The sequence below is a fragment of the Bosea sp. AS-1 genome, from assembly GCF_002220095.1.
Lineage (GTDB): Bacteria > Pseudomonadota > Alphaproteobacteria > Rhizobiales > Beijerinckiaceae > Allobosea.
The window spans coordinates 4,887,729-4,907,631 of sequence record NZ_CP022372.1 but is presented as its reverse complement, the minus strand read 5'-3'; the positions used below and the strand labels follow the sequence as shown (position 1 = coordinate 4,907,631).

General features: G+C 65.4%; 14 protein-coding genes. 12 read left to right on the top strand and 2 right to left on the bottom strand.

What is annotated here, in order from left to right; all coding sequences use genetic code 11:
• Positions 1-153 precede the first annotated feature (153 nt).
• From CE453_RS24980 to CE453_RS24945, 8 genes are all read left to right on the top strand, one after another.
• Complete coding sequence (locus tag CE453_RS24980) at positions 154-1,938, top strand: sensor histidine kinase (protein WP_198302201.1); 1,785 nt, start codon at positions 154-156, stop codon at positions 1,936-1,938.
• On the top strand, positions 1,935-3,296 hold the full coding sequence (locus CE453_RS24975; RefSeq protein WP_089177045.1) for a sigma-54-dependent transcriptional regulator: 1,362 nt from the start codon (positions 1,935-1,937) through the stop codon (positions 3,294-3,296). The genes CE453_RS24980 and CE453_RS24975 overlap by 4 nt, the downstream gene beginning before the upstream one ends.
• Positions 3,297-3,504: 208 nt before the next feature.
• A complete protein-coding gene (locus tag CE453_RS24970; RefSeq protein WP_089177044.1) occupies positions 3,505-5,097 on the top strand; it encodes an ABC transporter substrate-binding protein in 1,593 nt (530 codons plus the stop codon).
• Between the two features lie 183 nt (positions 5,098-5,280).
• Complete coding sequence (locus tag CE453_RS24965; protein ID WP_089177043.1) at positions 5,281-6,897, top strand: ABC transporter substrate-binding protein; 1,617 nt, start codon at positions 5,281-5,283, stop codon at positions 6,895-6,897.
• Between the two features lie 301 nt (positions 6,898-7,198).
• Positions 7,199-8,209 (top strand): ABC transporter permease subunit, encoded by a 1,011-nt coding sequence (locus tag CE453_RS24960; RefSeq protein WP_089177042.1) that lies wholly within the window; start codon positions 7,199-7,201, stop codon positions 8,207-8,209.
• Between the two features lie 43 nt (positions 8,210-8,252).
• Positions 8,253-9,164 (top strand): ABC transporter permease subunit, encoded by a 912-nt coding sequence (locus CE453_RS24955; RefSeq protein WP_089177041.1) that lies wholly within the window; start codon positions 8,253-8,255, stop codon positions 9,162-9,164.
• Between the two features lie 4 nt (positions 9,165-9,168).
• Entirely contained in the window at positions 9,169-10,191 is a 1,023-nt protein-coding gene (locus CE453_RS24950; RefSeq protein WP_089177040.1) for an ABC transporter ATP-binding protein, read from the top strand.
• A complete protein-coding gene (locus tag CE453_RS24945; RefSeq protein ID WP_089177039.1) occupies positions 10,188-11,168 on the top strand; it encodes a peptide ABC transporter ATP-binding protein in 981 nt (326 codons plus the stop codon). Before CE453_RS24950 ends, CE453_RS24945 begins: the two co-directional genes overlap by 4 nt.
• Before the next feature lie 69 nt (positions 11,169-11,237).
• On the opposite strand, the gene CE453_RS24940 is transcribed toward CE453_RS24945, so the two are convergent.
• Together CE453_RS24940 and CE453_RS24935 are read right to left on the bottom strand one after the other, a co-directional pair.
• Positions 11,238-13,748, bottom strand: coding sequence for a DNA translocase FtsK (locus CE453_RS24940; protein WP_248307875.1), 2,511 nt, complete (start codon positions 13,746-13,748; stop codon positions 11,238-11,240).
• Between the two features lie 106 nt (positions 13,749-13,854).
• Positions 13,855-14,433, bottom strand: a complete 579-nt coding sequence (locus CE453_RS24935; protein ID WP_089177038.1) for a cupin domain-containing protein — start codon at positions 14,431-14,433, stop codon at positions 13,855-13,857.
• A gap of 325 nt (positions 14,434-14,758) precedes the next feature.
• Between CE453_RS24935 and CE453_RS24930 the strand changes: the two genes are divergently transcribed.
• The 4 genes from CE453_RS24930 to CE453_RS24915 all read left to right on the top strand — a co-directional run bounded on the left by CE453_RS24930 (position 14,759) and on the right by CE453_RS24915 (position 19,895).
• Positions 14,759-16,405: an amidohydrolase gene (locus tag CE453_RS24930; protein WP_089177037.1), complete on the top strand. Its 1,647-nt coding sequence runs from the start codon at positions 14,759-14,761 to the stop codon at positions 16,403-16,405.
• Positions 16,406-16,421: 16 nt separating this feature from the next.
• A complete protein-coding gene (locus CE453_RS24925) occupies positions 16,422-17,363 on the top strand; it encodes an ABC transporter permease (protein WP_089177036.1) in 942 nt (313 codons plus the stop codon).
• A 101-nt stretch (positions 17,364-17,464) separates the two neighbouring features.
• The gene (locus tag CE453_RS24920) at positions 17,465-18,274 is read left to right on the top strand and encodes an ABC transporter permease (protein ID WP_198302200.1); all 810 of its coding nucleotides are present in this window, start codon (positions 17,465-17,467) and stop codon (positions 18,272-18,274) included.
• 34 nt (positions 18,275-18,308) lie between these two features.
• On the top strand, positions 18,309-19,895 hold the full coding sequence (locus tag CE453_RS24915) for an ABC transporter substrate-binding protein (RefSeq protein ID WP_089177034.1): 1,587 nt from the start codon (positions 18,309-18,311) through the stop codon (positions 19,893-19,895).
• Positions 19,896-19,903: the final 8 nt, after the last annotated feature.

Genomic DNA, 19,903 nt, shown 5'->3' with positions numbered 1-19,903 from the left:
GAGAATCGTCTGATCCTCTTTCCGAGATTGTGCGGTTGTCCGCACAATCATCTATTGCTCCATGCGGAAAATCGCCCATGATCGGGTATGGGCTCCATCCGCCGCATGCTTTCGCAGGCTCGTACTCCGGCCTCACCGGCTGGCTGGAGTTGGTTGGCCTTCGGGCTTGCGGCTGCGCTGCTGCTCGCTGTCGGCCTGATCGGGGCCGCGGATATTGGCCGCAGCCGCGCCATTGCGGCCATGGATGCGCGGGCAGAGGACGGCTCGACCCTCGCCATCGCGATCCTGCGCGGGGAGCTGGAGAAACAGCGTGCCTTGCCGGTGATCCTCGCGCGCGACCCTGATGTCCGCACTGCGCTATCCGGCGGCAACCGCCATGCGCTCGACCTCAAATTCGCAAGCATTGCGCGGGAAACCCGCACGGCCGTGATCTATCTGCTCGACGTGACGGGCATGACCATCGCCGCGAGCAACTGGGACGAGCCGACGAGCTTCGTCGGCAACGACTATGCCTTCCGCGACTATTACCTCGGCGCGATCCTGAAGGGCTCTGCCGAGCAATTCGCACTCGGCACGGTCAGCCAGCGGCCGGGCCTCTATCTGACGAGCCGCATCAATGACGGCGACAGGCTGCTCGGCGTCGTCGTGGTCAAGGTCGAGTTCGACCGGGTCGAGGCCGATTGGCGTGCGCTGGGGGGGCAGATCTACGTCGCTGATCAGCGCGGCGTGGTGCTGCTTTCGACCACGGCCGACTGGCGCTTCCACGTCGAGGCGCCGCTTGACGAGGAAACGCAGAAGGAGATCCGTCGCTCGCTGCAGTTCGGCGAGGCACCGCTTCGGCCGCTGCCGCTGACACCGGATGACGGCCTCGTCCAGAGTGCGGCGCCGACGCCCGGGCTCAATGTCCTCACCCGTCGGGATGTGCCGACGACCGGCTGGCATCTCGACATGCTCCTGCCTGTCGATCAGGCCATTCGCGCCGAGCAGTCGCGCCTGCAGACGCTGGTTGCCCTCGTGCTGCTGGTCGGATTGCTGCTTGCGGCACTTCTGCTGCGCCGCCGCCAGCAGGCGGCGATGCGGCTGCTCGCCGCGGCCGAGGCGAAGACCGAGCTGGAGCGGCGTGTCGAGGAGCGGACGGCTGAGCTCGCGGGCAGCAACCGAAAGCTCCTGGAGGAGATGGCTGAGCGGGCCCGCGCCCAGATGCGGCTGCTGGACATGCGCGAGGAACTCGCCAAGGCGAACCGGCTGGCGACGCTCGGTCAGGTCACCGCAGGCGTCGCGCATGAGATCAATCAACCACTCGCAGCCTTGCGCACCTATGCCGAGAACGCCCGCTCCCTCATTGCCGGCAAGGACGAGGGCGCTGCCGCCGGCGCACTCGGGAAGGTCATCGGGCTGACCGAGCGGATTGGCGCCATCACCGAGACCTTGCGCGGCTTCGCCCGGCGTGGCAGCGGCGCCCTTGAGCCGGTCCTGCTGAGCGAGGCGGTCGCGGGTGCGCTGATGATCCTCGACGCGCCCCTGCGCCAGGCTGGTATCGTGCCGCAGGTCGAGACCGGCTCGCCGGGCCTGCGAGTGCTCGCCCGGCCGGTCGAGCTGGAGCAGGTGCTGGTCAATCTGCTGCGCAATGCCGTCGAGGCCCTCGAGACGGTCAGGCCGCGCCCTGCCTCGCCACTGCTCTCGCTCGGCGTTGAGGAAAGGGACGAGGGGGTCGCGATCGCTATTGTGGATCGCGGTCCCGGCCTCGATGAGAAGGCCGTCGCGGCGCTGTTTACGCCGTTCCGTAGCTCGAAGCCGCGCGGTCTCGGCCTTGGCCTCGTGATCTGCCACGACATTGTCACGGCCTTCGGCGGAACCCTTGCGGCAGCGTGCCGGCCGGGGGAGGGCTGCACCTTCACCATCACCCTCCGGAAAGCCGAAGCGGAGGCTGCCCCATGACATTCGGCCCCGATCTCGCCGGTCTCGATATCGCCTTCGTCGACGACGATGCGGATCTGCGCGAAGCCAATGCGCAGGCCCTGCAGATCGCCGGTTTCAAAGTTGGAGCCTTCGCCTCGGCGGGCGCGCTGCTGGCCGAGATCGGTCCCGGCTTTGGCGGCGCTGTCGTCAGCGATGTCCGCATGCCCGGCATGGACGGCATCGAGCTGTTCCGCCGCCTCAAGGCGCTCGATGCCGATATCCCGGTCGTGCTGATCTCGGGCCATGCCGATATCGCGATGGCCGTCGAGGCGATGAGCGAGGGCGCCTACGACTTCATCGCCAAACCTTATGCCGGCGAGCGACTTGTCGAGACTTTGCGGCGCGCCGTCGAGAAGCGGGCCCTGGTTCTGGAAAACCGCAGGCTGCGCGCCCTGGCCGTCTCGGCGGTGGAGGATGAGGGGCTGATCGGCGAAACACCGGCGATCCTGCGCCTGCGCCAGACCATCCGCGATCTCGCCGATGTCGAGGTCGACGTTTTGGTCTTCGGCGAGACCGGCACGGGCAAGGAGGTCGTCGCGAACCTGCTGCACCGCCTCGGCCGGCGCCGCGAAATGCCGTTCGTCGCGCTGAATTGCGGCGCCTTGCCCGATAGTGTCATCGAGGGCGAGCTGTTCGGCTACGAACCCGGCGCCTTCACTGGCGCGCAGAAGAAGCGCATTGGCCGGATCGAGCATGCGAGCGGCGGCACGCTCTTCCTCGACGAGCTGGAAAGCATGCCGGTGAACGCGCAGGTGAAGCTGCTGCGTGTGCTGGAGATGCGCGAGATCGCGCCGCTTGGCTCAAACGAGACGCGCAAGGTCGATCTCAGGGTGGTCGCCGCGACCAAGCTCGACCTCGGCGATCCCGCCCAGCGCGGCGATTTTCGCGAAGATCTTTATTACCGGCTGAACATCGTCACGTTGCGCCTGCCGCCCTTGCGCGAGCGCCGCCGCGACATCCCGTTGCTCTTCGCCCATTTCCTCGGCCGCGCTGCGCACAAATACGGGCGGGAGCTGCCGCAGCTCGACCGCGCCGTGGAGCGCCATCTCGTCGAGAACGACTGGCCCGGCAATGTGCGCGAACTCGTTCATTTCGCGGAGCGGGTCGCGCTCGGCCTCGCCGGCGACCTGCCGGCGGCATCGGCGCGCGAGGACGCGGCGACGCTCAGCTTGCCGGAGCGGCTGGGGGCGATCGAGGCCAACCTGATCCGCGAGGCGCTGGAGGCCAATCGCGGCGACGTGAAGGCGACGCTGGAGGCGCTGGGCATCCCGCGAAAGACCTTCTACGACAAGCTTTCGCGCTACGGCATCACGCGCGCCGCTTACGACAATGGATAGGCCTATGCCGCCTGCCGATGCAGGTGCATTGCATCGTTTACCGTCCGCCGTTGTGCGGTGCCTCCAGCCTTTCGGACGACTATCCCCGCCCCGTCTCTTTCAATAAGCTTGTTGACAAGGCGGCCCGGGGGTTTCCGCCCGCGGAGCTTCCGATGCAACGGAGCCGTAACCCGCCGAAGACGGCGGAGAGGGGTCAAGGAGAGTTCACATGAAGAAACTATTGTTGGCGACGCTCTCGGCGTCGGCGCTGATGGCTGCGCAGCCGCTCGCGGCCAAGACCCTGGTCTACTGCTCCGAAGGCAGCCCGGAGAACTTCGCACCGAGCGTCAACACGACCGGCACCTCGTTCGATGCCGGCACCCAGATCTATGACACCATCGTCCAGTTCGAGCGCGGCGGCACCAAGGTTCTGCCCTCGCTCGCCGAGAAATGGGATATCTCGGCGGATGGGCTGACCTACACGTTCCACCTGCGCAAGAACGTCAAGTGGCAGTCGAACAAGAGCTTCAAGCCGACGCGCGACTTCAACGCCGACGACGTGCTGTTCATGATCGAGCGGCAGTGGAAGGAAGATAACCCCTACTTCAAGGTCACGAGCTCGAACCATTCCTACTTCAACGACATGGGCATGCCGAAGCTGCTCAAGTCGGTCGAGAAGGTCGATGACTATACCGTCAAGATCACGTTGAACCGGCCCGAGGCACCGTTCCTCGCCGACCTCGCCATGCAGTATGCCGGCGTGCAGTCGAAGGAATATGCCGACGCGATGCTGAAGGCGGGTACACCCGAGAAGCTCGACCAGGACCCGATCGGCACCGGGCCATTCTATCTCGTCCAGTACCAGAAGGACGCGATCATTCGGTACAAGGCCTTCGCCGACTACTGGGCCGGCAAGGCCAAGATCGACGATCTCGTCTTCGCGATCACGCCGGACGCCTCGGTGCGCTGGGCCAAGCTGCAGAAGGGCGAATGCCATGTCATGCCCTATCCGAACCCGGCCGATCTCGAGGCGATGAAGAAGGACACCAATGTCCAGATCCTCGAGCAGCCCGGTCTGAACATCGGCTATCTCGCCTACAACACCACCAAGAAGCCCTTCGACGACGTGCGCGTGCGCCACGCCATCAACAAGGCGATCAACAAGAAGGCGATCATCGACGCGGTCTATCTGTCGAGCGGCGTTGCCGCCATCAATCCGATCCCGCCGTCGATGTGGTCCTACAACGAGACGATCAAGGACGACCCCTACGATCCGGAGGCGGCCAAGAAGGAGCTGGCCGAGGCCGGCTATCCGAACGGGCTGGAGATCGACCTCTGGGCCATGCCGGTGCAGCGCCCCTACAACCCCAACGCCAAGCGCATCGCCGAGCTGATGCAGGCCGATCTCGCCAAGGTCGGCGTCAAGGCCGAGATCAAGACCTATGAATGGGGCGAGTATCGCAAGCGCCTGCAGGCGGGAGAACACCAGACCGGCATGTTCGGCTGGACCGGCGACAACGGCGATCCGGACAACTTCCTGCACACGCTGCTCGGCTGCGACGCGGCTCAGAACAACGGCGGCAACGTCGCCAAGTTCTGCTACAAGCCCTTCGACGATCTGGTCGTGAAGGCGAAGTCGATCACCGACCAGGCCGAGCGCGAGAAGCTCTACCGGCAGGCGCAGGTGATCTTCAAGGAGCAGTCGCCCTGGTTCACCATCGCCCACGCGATCCAGCTCAAGCCGGTCCGCAAGGAAGTGATCGACTTCAAGCTCTCGCCCTTCGGCCGCCACACCTTCTATGGTGTCGACATCGCCAAGTGAGCTGGCGCGACTGACGCGCCGGGGCAAGCCGGCGAGGTCGCGATGCGATCTCGCCGGATGACGGGCTTCCGGCCGTCATCGAATGACGGATGCGACCCCAGGGCCGCATCCCTTCGGGCGGGAGACGAAGGAGCGAGTGGCTCCACGCCAGATTCCGCCTCCTCATCATCGAGAGAGACCGCCATGGCCGTTCGCGCCCGTACCGCAGCCCTCGCCTTGGGGCTGAGTGCCCTGTTGCTCCCCGCAGCCGCCAGCGCCCAGGCGCTCGTCGTCTGCTCCGAGGCGAGCCCCGATTTCCTCAACCCGCAATTCAGCAGCCAGAACACCGCCTATGACGTTGCGGCGCAGGTCTACGAGCGGCTGACCGCGACCGAGCGCGGCGGCTCGCAGATCATTCCCAGCCTTGCCGAGTCCTGGACGATTTCGGATGATGCGCTGACCTACACCTTCAAGCTGCGCAAGGGCGTGAAGTGGCACGCGAACAAGGCTTTCACGCCGACCCGCGACTTCAATGCCGATGACGTGGTCTTCTCGTTCGGACGCATGCTCGATCCGGCCAATCCCTACAACAAGGTCGGCAACGGCAATTACCAGTTCTTCGACGAGATCGTGAAGCCGGCCCTCGCCAAGGTCGAGAAGGTCGATGACTACACGGTCAAGCTCACGCTGAAGAAGCCGAACTCGCCGCTGCTCAGCGCGCTCTCGGTCGAGCCGATGTCGATCCTTTCGGCCGAATATGCGGCGGCGATGAGCAAGGCCGGCACGCCCGAGCAGGTCGACCTCAACCCGATCGGTACCGGACCCTTCTCGCTCGTCGCCTATCAGAAGGATGCGATGATCCGCTTCAAGGCGGTGCCGGACCACTGGACCAAGGCCGTCGGCAACAAGGACCGCATGGCGCTGGTCAACGACCTGATCTTCGTCATCACGCCGGATGCCGCCGTGCGCTTCGCCAAGGTCAGGTCAGGCGAGTGCCAGATCGCGCGCTATCCCAACCCCGGCGATCTTTCCGCGATGAAGGCGGACAGCAATCTCACCGTCCTGCAGGGCAGCATCGCCGACCAGAGCTTCCTCGCCTTCAACGAGCGCAAGAAGCCCTTCGACGACAGGCGCGTGCGCGAGGCGCTGGCCTATGCCACCAACATCCCCGCCATCATCGATGCCGTCTATCAGGGCACCGGCAAGGCGGCGGCAGCAGCCGTTCCACCGGCGTTGTGGTCGCATGACGACGCATTGCAGCCGCGCCCCTACGATCCCGAGAAGGCCAAGGCGCTGCTCAAGGAAGCGGGGCTGCCCAACGGCTTCGAGACGACGCTCTGGGCTATTCCCGTCGTGCGTGCCTATATGCCGAACGGGCGCCGTGCCGCCGAACTGATCCAGGCCGACTGGGCTAAGGTCGGCGTCAAGGCGACGATCCAGACCTTCGAATGGGGCGAGTATCTCAAGCGCGGCCGGGCCGGCGAGCATCAGGTCGGCATGTTCGGCTACACCTGGGACTATCCCGATCCGAGCCAGATCCTGCTCTCCGGCTGGACCTGCGAAGGCGTGAAGACCGGGGCCAACCGCGCCGGCTGGTGCAACCAGGAGGCCTCTGACGCGCTCGCCAAGGCCAGCACGATCACCGATCAGGCTGAGCGGGCGAAGCTCTACAAGCGCTTCCAGGAGTTGTTCCACCAGGACGTGGCGGGCCTGCTCTTCGCCAATGCGCAAGCTTTCACGCCCGTCCGCAAGGAAGTGAAGGACTACAAGATCCACTTCTTCGGTGGACAGCCCTTCTACGGTGTGTCGATCGCCAAGTGACACCAGGCGCCGCATTGCGGCGCGTGAAGAGACGGAACGCGCTGACGTTGCATTCGTTGCGGCGTCAGCGCTGTTCCCGATAATATTATTGCGTTATCGCGCCTGCATCTTCGCAAGTCTTATTCTGTGTGGTTGCAGGCTTGCCGGACCGCATCTGGCTATCCCCGATTCTTGAACACGATCTTCTTGATCTTTCACGCGATCTGGTGTTTGCGCTGCGCCAGATTTCGCCTTTGAATAAATCGACAAGACAAAACGCCGTGCGCGAGGCCGCGCCCCGGCTGATAAGACTGGGAGAACCATGCTCCGCTTCATCCTGACACGGGTCAGCCTCGTGATCCCGACCTTCGTCGGCATCACCCTGCTCGCCTTCTTCCTTGTCCGGCTGGTCCCGGGCGACCCGATCGAGACCATGGCGGGCGAGCGCGGCATCGACCCGGCTCGCCACGCCCAGCTCGTCAAGGAATATGGCTTCGACAAACCGCTGCTCACCCAGTACGGCGTCTATATCGAGCGGGTGCTGCAGGGCGATCTCGGCAAGTCGATCGTGACGCGTGAGAACGTGCTCTCCGAATTCGGTCAGCTCTTCCCTGCCACCATCGAGCTCGCGCTCTGCGCCATCCTGATCGCGCTCATCATCGGGCTGCCGGCCGGCATCATCGCCGCGGTGAAGCGAAACTCGATCTTCGACCATGGCGTGATGGGGATTTCGCTCACCGGCTATTCGATGCCGATCTTCTGGTGGGGGCTACTGCTGATCCTGCTGTTCTCGGTGCAGCTCGGCATCACGCCGGTCTCGGGCCGCATCGCGGTGCAGTACTTCATCGAGCCGGTCACCGGCTTCCTGACCATCGACAGCCTGCTCGCCGGCGACGTCGACGCCTTCTGGTCGGCACTGTCGCATCTTGTCCTGCCGGCGATCGTGCTCGGCACCGTGCCGCTCGCGGTCATCGCCCGCATGACGCGCTCGGCGATGCTGGAGGTGCTGGGCGAGGATTATATCCGCACGGCGCGGGCCAAGGGCATGGCGCCGATCCGTGTCGTGGCGTTGCACGCGCTGCGCAATGCGCTGATCCCGGTCGTCACCGTCATCGGCCTGCAGGTCGGCACGCTCTTCACCGGCGCGATCCTGACCGAGACGATCTTCTCCTGGCCCGGCGTCGGCAAATGGCTGATCGAGGCGATCAGCCGGCGCGACTACCCGGTCCTGCAGGGCGGCACGCTGCTGCTTGGCATGGTCGTGATGAGCGTCAACCTCCTGGTCGACCTGCTCTACGGCCTGATCAACCCGCGCATCAGGCACGCCCGATGAACCGCCGCAACACCATGATTTGCGCCCACCGGAGCCTTCGCCCATGAGCGCCGAAACCCTCGAAGCCCCTGCCGTCGCCGCCCCGAGCGGCGCGCCGCCTCATCCGGCCCGTGAGTTCTGGACCTATTTCAGTGCCAATCGCGGCGCGGTCGCGGGTCTCGTCGTCATCGTGCTGGTGCTGCTCTGCGCGCTCTTCGCACCGCTGATTGCGCCGCACGACCCCGACATGACCAACAACGCGGTCTTCCTGAAGCCGCCGTTCTGGCAAGAGGGCGGCCTGCTCTCCTATCCGCTCGGCACCGATGCGATCGGTCGCGACATCCTCTCGCGCCTGCTCTATGGCGCCCGTCTTTCGCTCGTCATCGGTATCGCGGTGGTCGCCATCGCGATCGTCGTCGGCGTCGTCCTCGGCCTGATTGCCGGCTACTTCAAGGGCATCGCCGACATCGCGATTATGCGCTTCATGGACATCCTGATGACGATGCCGAGCCTGCTATTGGCCATCGTCATCGTCGCGATCCTCGGGCCCGGCCTGATGAACGCGATGCTCGCGGTCGCCATCGTCGTGCTGCCGCATTATGTCCGCATCACGCGCGCCGCCGTCATCGCCGAATCCTCCAAGGATTACGTCGTCGCCGCCAAGGTCAGCGGCGCCGAGACGGTCCGGCTGATGTTCTCCGAGATCCTGCCGAACTGCGCCGCGCCGCTCATCGTGCAGGCGACGCTCGGCGTCTCGACCGCGATCCTCGATGCCGCGGCGCTCGGCTTCCTCGGCCTTGGTGCCCAGCCGCCGACGCCCGAATGGGGCACGATGCTGGCCGATGCCCGCGAGTTCGTGCTGCGCGCCTGGTGGGTCGTCACCTTCCCGGGCCTCGCCATCCTCATCACCGTGCTCGCCTTCAACCTGCTGGGCGATGGTCTGCGCGATGCGCTCGACCCCAAACTGAAGCGCTGATCCCATGCCCCTGCTCGAGATCGAAAACCTCAGCGTCGAGTTCCCCACCTCGCAGGGAACGTTGCGCGCCGTCGACCGCATCGACCTCACCCTCGACGAGGGCGAGGTGCTCGGCGTCGTCGGCGAATCCGGCTCCGGCAAGAGCGTCACCATGCTCGCGCTGATGGGCCTCGTCGGTTATCCCGGCCGCGTCCGCGCCGACAAGCTGCGCTTCGACGGCCGCGACCTGCTCACCATGTCCGCCCGCGAGCGCCGCCAGCTCACCGGCAAGGACGTGGCGATGATCTTCCAGGAGCCGAGCACGAGCCTGAACCCGTGCTTCACCATCGGCTTCCAGCTCGCCGAGACGCTGCGCAAGCACGAGGGCATGGACCGCAAGGCTGCGAAGCGCCGGGCGATCGAACTGCTCGAACAGGTCGGCATCCCGGCGCCGGAAAGCCGCCTCACGGCCTTTCCGCACCAGCTTTCGGGCGGCATGAACCAGCGCGTCATGATCGCGATGGCCATCGCCTGCAACCCGCGCCTGCTGATCGCCGACGAGCCGACGACCGCGCTCGACGTCACCATCCAGGCGCAGATTCTCGAACTGCTGATGTCGCTACAGCGTGAGCGCGGCATGGCGCTGGTGCTGATCACCCACAATATGGGCGTCGTCGCCGAGACGGCGCAGCGGATCATGGTGATGTATGCCGGGCAGATCATGGAGGAGCGCAAGGTCGGCGCGCTCTTCGCCGATCCGCAGCACCCTTATTCCGCCGCGTTGCTGGCCGCCTTGCCGGAGCGCAGCGAGGATGCGACCCGGCTCGCCACCATCCCCGGCATGGTGCCAGGCCTCAACGACCGGCCGAAGGGTTGCCTGTTCAGCCCGCGCTGCGCCTATGCGACCGAGCATTCCCGCAACGTCCAGCCGGAGCTGCGGCCCTGGATGGATGGGCGCGTGCGTTGCCATTACCCGCTTGGCGATCCGAACCGGGATGCCGAACGCGCTCGCGACGGGGCCGGCCTGACGACGGAGGCGACGCGATGAGCAACCCCGTCATCGAAGCGCGCGAGCTCACCCAGATCTATCCGGTCAAGCGCGGCCTGTTCCAGCCACCGGCGCAGTTGCAGGCCGTGAACAAGGTCTCCTTCTCGGTCGAGGCTGGGCGCACCCTTGCCATCGTCGGTGAATCCGGTTGCGGAAAATCGACGTTGGCGCGCATGGCGACGCTGATCGAGACGCCGACTTCAGGGACGCTGACGCTTGACGGGCTCGACGCGGTGCATCCGCCCGCGGCCGAGCGCAAGCGGCTGCGCCGCACGGTGCAGCTCGTCTTCCAGAACCCCTACGGTTCGCTCAACCCGCGCAAGAAGATCGGCGCGATCCTGGAAGAGCCGCTCAAGATCAACACGACGCTCTCCAAGGCCGAACGGACCGAGAAGGCCCGCGCCATCATGGCGAAGGTAGGTTTGAGGCCGGAGCACTACGCCCGCTATCCGCACATGTTCTCCGGCGGCCAGCGCCAGCGCATCGCGATCGCGCGCTCGCTGATCCTCTCGCCCAAGGTCGTGGTGGCGGACGAGCCGGTCTCGGCGCTCGACATCTCGATTCAGGCGCAGGTGCTCAACCTGCTGGCCGATTTGCAGGACGAGCTGAAGCTCGCCTATCTCTTCATCTCGCATGATCTCAGCGTGGTCCGGCACATCGCCCATGACGTGCTGGTGATGTATCTCGGCAATGCCATCGAGCATGGGCCGAAGGAGCGCATCTACGCCCGTCCGCTTCATCCCTATACCCAGGCGCTGCTCGCTTCGACGCCGCGGGTCAGCGGGGCCAAGCGCGAGCGCATCGTGCTGCGCGGCGAGCTGCCGTCCCCGCTCAATCCGCCCAAGGGCTGTGTGTTCTCGACGCGCTGCCCCTTCGTGAAGGATCGCTGCCGGGCCGAGCGTCCGGAAAAGCGCGAGGTCGACGGGCGCCTTGTCGCCTGTCACTTCGCCGAGGATTTCCTCGAAAAGGCAGCATGAGAAAAGCCGGCCCAATGGGCCGGCTTTTTCGTCATGGCGTCGCTTTGGGATCGGGCAGCGCGCGCCCGATCAATCCTCGTCGTCGGGGAGCGGGCGGCCGCCATCGACGAGGATTTCGCGTTTACCTGCGTGGTTGGCGGGACCGACGATGCCCTCGTTTTCCATGCGCTCCATGATGGATGCGGCGCGGTTGTAGCCGATCTGGAGGCGGCGCTGGATGTAGGAGGTCGAGGCCTTCTTGTCGCGCAGCACGACAGCGACGGCCTGCTCATAGGGGTCGTCGGAGTCGACGGAACCCATGCCGGTCTTGTCGAAGACGGCGCCGTCCTCGCCCTCCTCGCCTTCCTCCTCCTCGGAGGTGACGGCATCGAGATATTGCGGCCGCCCTTGCGTCTTGAGATGGGCGACGACCTTCTCGACCTCGTTGTCCGAGACGAAGGGGCCGTGCACGCGGGTGATGCGGCCGCCGCCGGCCATGTAGAGCATGTCGCCCTGGCCCAAGAGCTGCTCGGCACCCATCTCGCCGAGGATCGTGCGCGAGTCGATCTTGCTCGTGACCTGGAAGGAGATCCGGGTCGGGAAGTTCGCCTTGATCGTGCCGGTGATGACGTCGACCGAGGGCCTTTGGGTGGCCAGCACGACGTGGATGCCGGCGGCACGGGCCATCTGGGCGAGCCGCTGGATCGTACCCTCGATCTCCTTGCCGGCGACCATCATCAGATCGGCCATCTCGTCGACGATGACGACGATATAGGGCAGAGGCTCGAGGTCCATGACCTCCTCCTCGTAGATCGCCTCGCCGCTGTGCTTGTCGAAGCCTGTCTGGACCGTGCGGGTGATGATCTCGCCGGCGGCCTTGGCCTCGCCGACCCTGGCGTTGAAGCCGTCGATGTTGCGCACCGAGAGCTTCGACATCTTCTTGTAGCGCTCCTCCATCTCGCGCACCGCCCATTTCAGGGCGACGACCGCCTTCTTCGGATCGGTGACGACGGGGGTGAGCAGATGCGGGATGCCGTCATAGACGGAGAGCTCCAGCATCTTGGGATCGACCATGATCAGGCGGCACTGCTCCGGCTTGAGCCGGTAGAGGATCGACAGGATCATGGTGTTGATCGCGACGGACTTGCCCGAGCCGGTGGTGCCCGCCACGAGCAGGTGGGGCATACGCGCCAGATCCGCGATCACCGGCTCGCCGCCGATGGTCTTGCCGAGGCAGAGGGCGAGCTTGTGCTTGGTCGCCTCGAAATCCTGGCTGGCGAGGAGCTCGCGCAGGAAGACGGTCTCGCGCTTGCTGTTGGGCAGCTCGATGCCGATGGCGTTCTTGCCCTGCACCACCGCGACCCGCGCCGACACCGCGCTCATCGAACGCGCGATGTCGTCCGCCAGCGAAATCACCCGCGAGCTCTTGATGCCGGGGGCCGGTTCGAGCTCGTAGAGCGTGACGACCGGACCAGGGCAGGCCTGGACGATTTCGCCGCGGATATTGAAGTCTTCGAGCACGCCTTCGAGCAGCCCGGCATTCTGCTGCAGCACCTCGACCGGCATGGTCTCGGCGCGGTCCTCCGGCGGCTCGGCCAGGAATTCGATCGGCGGGAGCTGGAAGCCCGCCTGCGGCTCCTGGCGACGAGCGGAGGCCTTCTTGACGGGGGCGGCCTGGACCACCGGCGGAGCAACGACCTCAGCCGGCTCATCCTCGGTGCTATCGACGTCTGACACTGCCGCTTCCGTCGGCGCTAGGGCGACGGCCGGCGGGACACCGATCGGCTGCGCAACCGGCTGCGGCGCCATAGAGACGCGCAGATTCACGGTGTAGCCCGGCCAGGGCGAGCTGCCGGCCGGGTTGCCGCCAGCCGAGGCGGCAAGGGGCGTGACGACTGGCAAGGCCGGTTCGTTCGCTTCCCACGACGCATCATCGAGGATGTCGTCATCCGCGACAGTAACCTGCGTTACCGGGATCTTCGTGGCGGGAGAGCCCGCTACGCCCTCGTCGCGGCCGATCTCGGGCACGAGATCCCAGAAGGCGTGATCCGAGAGAAAGGCGAAGGGCGTTGGCCGCGGCTCTGCGGCGGTTGCAGGCAGCGCCGGTACGGCTTCGGCGATCGCCTCTTCATCTTCCGGCCAGACTTCCTGCGTCCAAGACTCCTGTGCCACCGGCTCAACCGGCTCCGCGAACGGAGCGAGCTCGGCAGGATCGGGATGCGTTTCCTCGATGGCGAGGGGCAGGGGCTCGATCCCATCCGGCGAGCCCCAGATCTCCTTCATCAGGTGCTTCGGCGTGCGCCAGAAACGGACGCGCGTCGAATCGGCCAGGGTCACGGCCGGTGGATGGCCGCCGCTGAACAGCAGGGGAGGGCTCTGTCGATCACTTTCCGGCCCCGTCTGGGTCTGTCGCACCTTGCCCGACATGCGGGGGGAACGGACATAGACCGGCGCCGCCGCCTCTCCGGCAGGAGCACGGCTTGGCGTGAAATCGGCCTTGTCGGCCCGGCTCGAAGGAGCCTGAGAATCGTCGGCGGGATGAGCGTGATACTCGCTCGAGGCGAAGCTGTTGGCTCGCTGATGACGGTCGCGTTTATACATAGGGACAGCGAACACTACGACTGACTAAACCAGCCTCCGTACCTAGATGGGCAGGGTTAACGGCGCATAAACGGATGGCCGAAACCGGCCGCCGAATGGGTGGCGTCTAGAGGTAAGGTGGTGTGCAGGCGCTGACCACGATGCAGCGTTCCGTGCCGATATTGCGGAAGCGGTGCGGTACGCGGCTGTCGAAAAGATAGGCCTCGCCGGGCCTCAGCACCCTGATCTGATCGCCGACAGTGACCTCGAGTTCGCCGGAGAGCACGACGCCGCCCTCATGCGAGTTGTGCTTGAGCATGGCGGCACCGGTATCGGCGCCGGGCTCGTAGGATTCGTGCAGGATCTGGAGGTTGTGGGCCTGGGCGTCCCCGACCTGTCGGAACGACATGTTGCCCCGGCTTTCGCCGCCATTGACCTGATGCAGGCGCGAGGTCAGGTCGATCAGGTCGCCGGCATCGAAGAATACCCGGTCGCGCGGGGTCCGTGCTTCGTCGAAAAAATTGACCATGCTCATCGGGACGCCATCGAGAATCTTGCGGAGCGAGGCGACGGAAGGACTGTTTCGGTTCTGCTCGATCAGCGAGATCAGGCTGTGAGTCACGCCTGAGCGTGCGGCGAGTTCGCGCTGGGAAAGCCCGGCGGCCAATCTGATTTCGCGCAATCTGCCCCCGACATCAAAACCCATCTTTATCTTTCCTCCCCCGTCCCGGCCGTCTGTGCGAGCCCTGCGCGCCATGCGGTGGACGCCGGTCGGCGCCTCTTGCGCCGCTCAATATTCTGAGCAATGCTACCACAAAGCCAACAAGAATATCACGATGCGGGGAACAGGCGAGGTGGAATAATTTTCGCGAGCAGGGTCGACCGTTCAGATCAAAATGCCCCATTTCTTCCGATGGGGCTGTGCGTGACAGGTTTGTCTTTGCGTACATTGATCGCTGTTTGCCGAAATTGGCCGCTCTGTTCTGATTCCCGCAAGAATTCGCCTTGAACATAGGGGTCCAGCGCGCGTCATGACACAAGCCGATACCGTATTGCTGAACGGTCGTATCTTTTGCGGTCTGACGGAAGGTTTCGCCGAGGCGCTGGCGATCGCGGATGGAAAGGTTCTGGCTGCGGGTACCGCCGCCGAGGTCTCTGCCTTGCAGGGACTGGGCACGAAAGTGGTGGATCTCGCCGGTCGGGTTGCGATCCCGGGCCTCAACGACGCCCATATGCATCTGCTCCCACTTGGTCTCGCCATGGGAGAGGTCAATCTGCGCCCCGAGGAAGGCGTCAACAGCATCGGCGAGGTCCTGCGCCGCGTTGCGGCTGAGGCCAAGGGGAAGAAGCCCGGCGAATGGGTGATCGGTCGCGGTTACGACCACAACGAGCTCGCAGAGGGGCGCCATCCGACCGCCGACGAGCTGGACCGCGCTGCGCCGGACAATCCGGTCTATATCAAGCGTACCTGCGGCCATGTCGGCGTCGTCAACAGCCGGGCGATGACCGCGGCCGGCATCGGTCACAACACGCCGAGCCCAGCGGGCGGCCTGATCGAGCGGCGCGACAACAAACTCACCGGCCTGCTGGCGGAGAGCGCCATGCGGCTGATCGTCGAGGCGATGCCGCGACCGAGCATCACCGAGCTCAAGGCGGCGATCGAGAAGGCCGGGCACTACATGCTATCCCAGGGCTTCACCAGCGTGATGGATGCCGGCGTTGGCATGGGCGCGGGCATGGCCGAGATCGAAGCCTATGAGGAGGTCGCGCGCGCCGGCACTCTGCCGGTCCGCACCTGGGTCTGCATCTACGGCAATGCCGACGGCATCGGCGACGAGGCCCACGCTGCCGGCTACCGCTTCGGCCGCGAGACCGGCCTGCTGCGCTACGGCGCCATGAAGGTCTTCGGCGACGGCAGCGCCGGCGGCCTGACGGCGGCGATGAGCGAGCCCTATCTCGTCGGGGATCCCGACAATCGCGGCATCTTCATCTATTCCGACGCCGACATGCACCGCTATCTCAGGCACTATCACGAGCTGGGCTACCAGCTCGCGATTCACGCCATCGGCGACGCGGCGATCGAGCAGGTGCTCTCCGGCATTGAGAAGGCCGACAGTCGCGAGCATCCGATCCACGGCCGCCGCCATCGCATCGAGCATTGCGGCTTCCTCACTGACGGCCAGCTGGCTCGCATGGCCGCCGCCGGCATCGACCCCGTGCCGCAGCCGGCCTTCATCTACGAGTTCGGCGATCTCTATGTGATCAATCTCGGCGAGCAGCGCGCCGGCGCCTCCTATCCGATGCGCAAATGGCTCGATGCCGGGCTACATGCGGCGGCGAGCTCGGATGCGCCGGTCTGCGCCACTGATCCGTTCAAGAACCTCTTCACCATGGTCACGCGACAGACCAAGCGCCACACCGAGATCGGCGGCGCCGAGCGGCTGAGCATGGAGGAGGCCGTGCACGCCTATACCTTGCTCGGCGCCTATACGCAGTTTGCCGAGGACAAGCTCGGGCGGCTCGTCCCGGGTCAGCTCGCGGATATCGCGGTGCTCTCTCGGGACATCTTCTCGGTTCCGGTCGAAGAGGTCGAGAACGACGTCCGCTGTGACCTGACCCTGCTTGGCGGCGAGGTCGTCTTCGACCGGCACGGCCAGCTCGCCGCAGCCGCGCAATAGGTTCAGGAAGCTCCGCATGCTGCGACATACGCTGCAAAGGCTGCTGCTGGTCCTGCCGGTCCTGTTCGGCGTTCTGCTGATCGGCTTCCTGCTGATGCAGGTGGTGCCGACGGACCCGGCCCAGGTGCGCGCCGGCCCCACCGCGACGCAGGACGTCGTGCAGGCGATCCGCGAGGAACTCGGGCTCAATCAGCCTCTCTGGAAACAGTTCTTCATCTATATCGGCCGCCTGGCCCAGGGTGATCTCGGCGTCTCGATCATCAATAACGTTCCGGTGACGCAGGAGCTCGGCAATACCATCGGCCCGACGCTCGAGCTGATGGTCGCCTCGCTGATCTGGGCGATCCCGCTCGGCATGCTGCTCGGCACCGTCGGCGCCTATTACCGTGGCTCGCTGATGGACCGCGCGATCATGGCGGTCTCGGTCGGCGGCGTCTCGCTGCCGGTCTTCTTCCTGGGCCTCGGGCTGATCTGGCTCTTCGGCTTCAAATATCCGATCCTGCCCTTCACCGGCCGCACCGGCCCGCTCTGGACCTGGGAGGGCCTGCAAGGGATCATCCTGCCGGCGCTCACGCTTGGCGGCGTCTTCGTCGGCCCCGTGGCCCGCATGACGCGCACCTCGGTGCTTGACGAGCTCGGCGCCGACCATGTCCGCACCGCTCGCGCCAAGGGGCTTGGCGAAAGCACCGTGGTGCTGCGGCACACGCTGCGCAACGCGCTCGTGCCGGTCGTCACCCTGATCGGCCTGCAGATCGGCTTCCTGCTCGGTGGGGCGGTCGTCACGGAAACAGTGTTCTCTTGGCCCGGCATCGGCCGGCTCGCCGTCGGCGCCATCCTGTCGAGCGACCTGCCGATGGCGCAGGGCACCATCATCGTGCTCTCGCTGGGGTTCATCCTGATCAATCTCACCGTGGACGTGCTCTATGCCGTGCTCGACCCCAGAGTGAGGGGCGCGTGATGAGTTCCGCCACCGATCCTCTTTCCAGGACTCCAAAGGCGGTTGACGCCGCGCTGTCGACCGTCGCAGCGGTACCGGTCCGCCGGACGTCCATTCTGAGGATGCTCCTCTCCGATGTCGGTGCCTGCATTGCGCTCGCCCTCGTCATCCTTGCCGTGCTCGGTGCGGTGTTCGCACCCTGGCTCGCCCCGACCGACCCGTATGGCAACGACCTCGCCAACACGCTGAAGGCGCCGGGCGAGGCCGGCCTGCTCGGCACCGATGGGCAGGGGCGTGACATGATCACCCGTCTGCTCTTCGGCCTCAGGACGACGCTGCTGATGGGGCTCGCTTCCGTGGCCTTCGGCTGCGTGATCGGCGGCATCATCGGCTTCGCCGCGGCCTATTATCCGAAGGCATCCGGCATCCTGATGCGGCTGATGGATATTCTGCTCTCCTTTCCGGCCATCCTGTTCGGTCTCGCCATCGCGGCGATCTTCGGGCCGGGCCTGCTCGCCGTCATCATCGCGCTGGCGATCGCGACCGTGCCGCTGATGGCGCGCGTCGTACGTGGCTCGGCGCTGGTGGTGCTGCAGCAGGGCTATATCGAGGCGGCCCGCTCGCTCGGCCTGACCGATCTGCGCATCATCCTGCGCTATGTGCTGCCGAACTGCCTTTCGGCGATGTTCGTATTCATCACGCTACGCTTCGGCCAGGTGATCCTGCTCGGCGCTGCCCTGTCCTTCCTGGGCCTGGGCGCGCAGCCGCCGACCGCTGAACTCGGCTCGATGGCAGCGGATGGGCGTAACTTCCTGTTCTTCGCGCCGCATGTCTCGGTCCTGCCGAGCCTGGTGATCTTCGCGGTGGTGCTGGCCTTCAACGTCCTCGGCGATGCGCTGCGCGATGCGCTCGATCCCAAGCTGCGCAAGTGACTTTCGACCACCATCAAAAAAGGGGAACCGATCGATGCTGAAACTCTCGACCTTGCTTCTCGCCGGCGCGGCCGTGACGCTCGCCGCTGCGCCCGCTGTCGCGCAGCAAAAGGCGCCGCTCTCGATCCTGCGCATCATCGACGCCGACAATTACGATCCGATCCGCTCGACCTCGACCTCCGCTGCCGAGGCGATGTACATGCTGGCCGACACGTTGGTGACGGTCGACTTCGACATGAAGACGATCAAGCCCGGCCTCGCCGAATCCTGGACGGTTTCGCCGGACGGCAAGACCTACAGCTTCAAGCTGCGCAAGGACGTGAAGTTCTGCGACGGCCGCCCGATGACCGTTGACGACGTGGTCTATTCGCTGAAGCGCTGGATCGACCCGGCCAGCAAGTCGCCGGTCTCCTTCCGCGCCGGCCCGGTCAAGGATATCCGCGCCGACGGCGATTCCACGCTGATCTACGAGCTGAAGGAACCCTATAGCGACCTGCTCTTCCAGCTCGCCTTGTCCTTCGCCTCGGTGGTCGACAAGAACACGGTCGAGAAGCTTGGTGCGAATTTCGGCGTGCAGGGCTTCAACGCGACCGGACCCTATTGCTGGGTGAAGTGGACGCCGCGCCAGGAACTGGTGATGAAGAAGAACCCCTATTACAGCTGGGGGCCGCCGATCTACAAGGATCCGAAGCCGCAGATCGACGAGATCGTCTGGAAGATCATTCCAGAATCGAACACGCTGATGGCTGCGATTCAGGCCAAGCAAGCCGACGTGACCTACTACATGCCCTATATCGCGCTCGACACCATGCAGCGCATCCCGGGCATGCAGGTGCTCCGGCAGGAAAATTACATCTACGACGTCTTCATGGGCTTCAAGATCGACAAGCCCGTTTCGAGCGACAAGGCCATCCGCGAGGCGGTCAACATGGCCGTCGACAAGCAGGCTATCGCCAAGGCGATCTTCTTCGGCAAGGGCCAGGTCCTGCCGTCGCTGCTCAATCCCGCCGTCCTCGACTACGACAAGGCTTCGGCGGCGGCGATGCCGAAGCACGACCCCGCCGGCGCCATAAAGGTGCTGGAGGCGGCGGGCTGGAAGCCGGGCTCCGACGGCATCCGCGAGAAGGATGGCAAGAAGGCGACCTTCACCGTCTACGGTATCCGCAACGACGTGAATCCGCGCATTTCCGAGGCGATGCAGGCGGATCTGCGCAAGGTCGGCATCGACATGAAGATCCAGCTCTGGGATGCGACCGTCGCCTGGGGCAAGCTCGCGACGCAGGAGTTCGACGCCTTCTACATGTCCTACCCCTATGTCACGGCGACGGAGGCCCTGAACCTCTATTTCGCCAGCCGCCAGGTGCCGACGCCGAACCGGATGAACTGGAAGGATCCGAAGACCGACGAACTGCTGAAGGCAGCCGCGACCGCCGTCGACGACAAGGCGCGCAAGGACGCGATCAGCGCCGTCCAGATGCAGCTCACCGACGCGAATGTCTGGGTGCCGCTGGTCTCGCAGCCGCTCTGGGTCGTGGCCGGCGATCGCCTCGAGGGCGTTCGCGCCCACGGAATCTACGGCGCCGGCCTCTACAAGGGCCTCGACATCAAGCTGAAGCGCTGAACGATCAG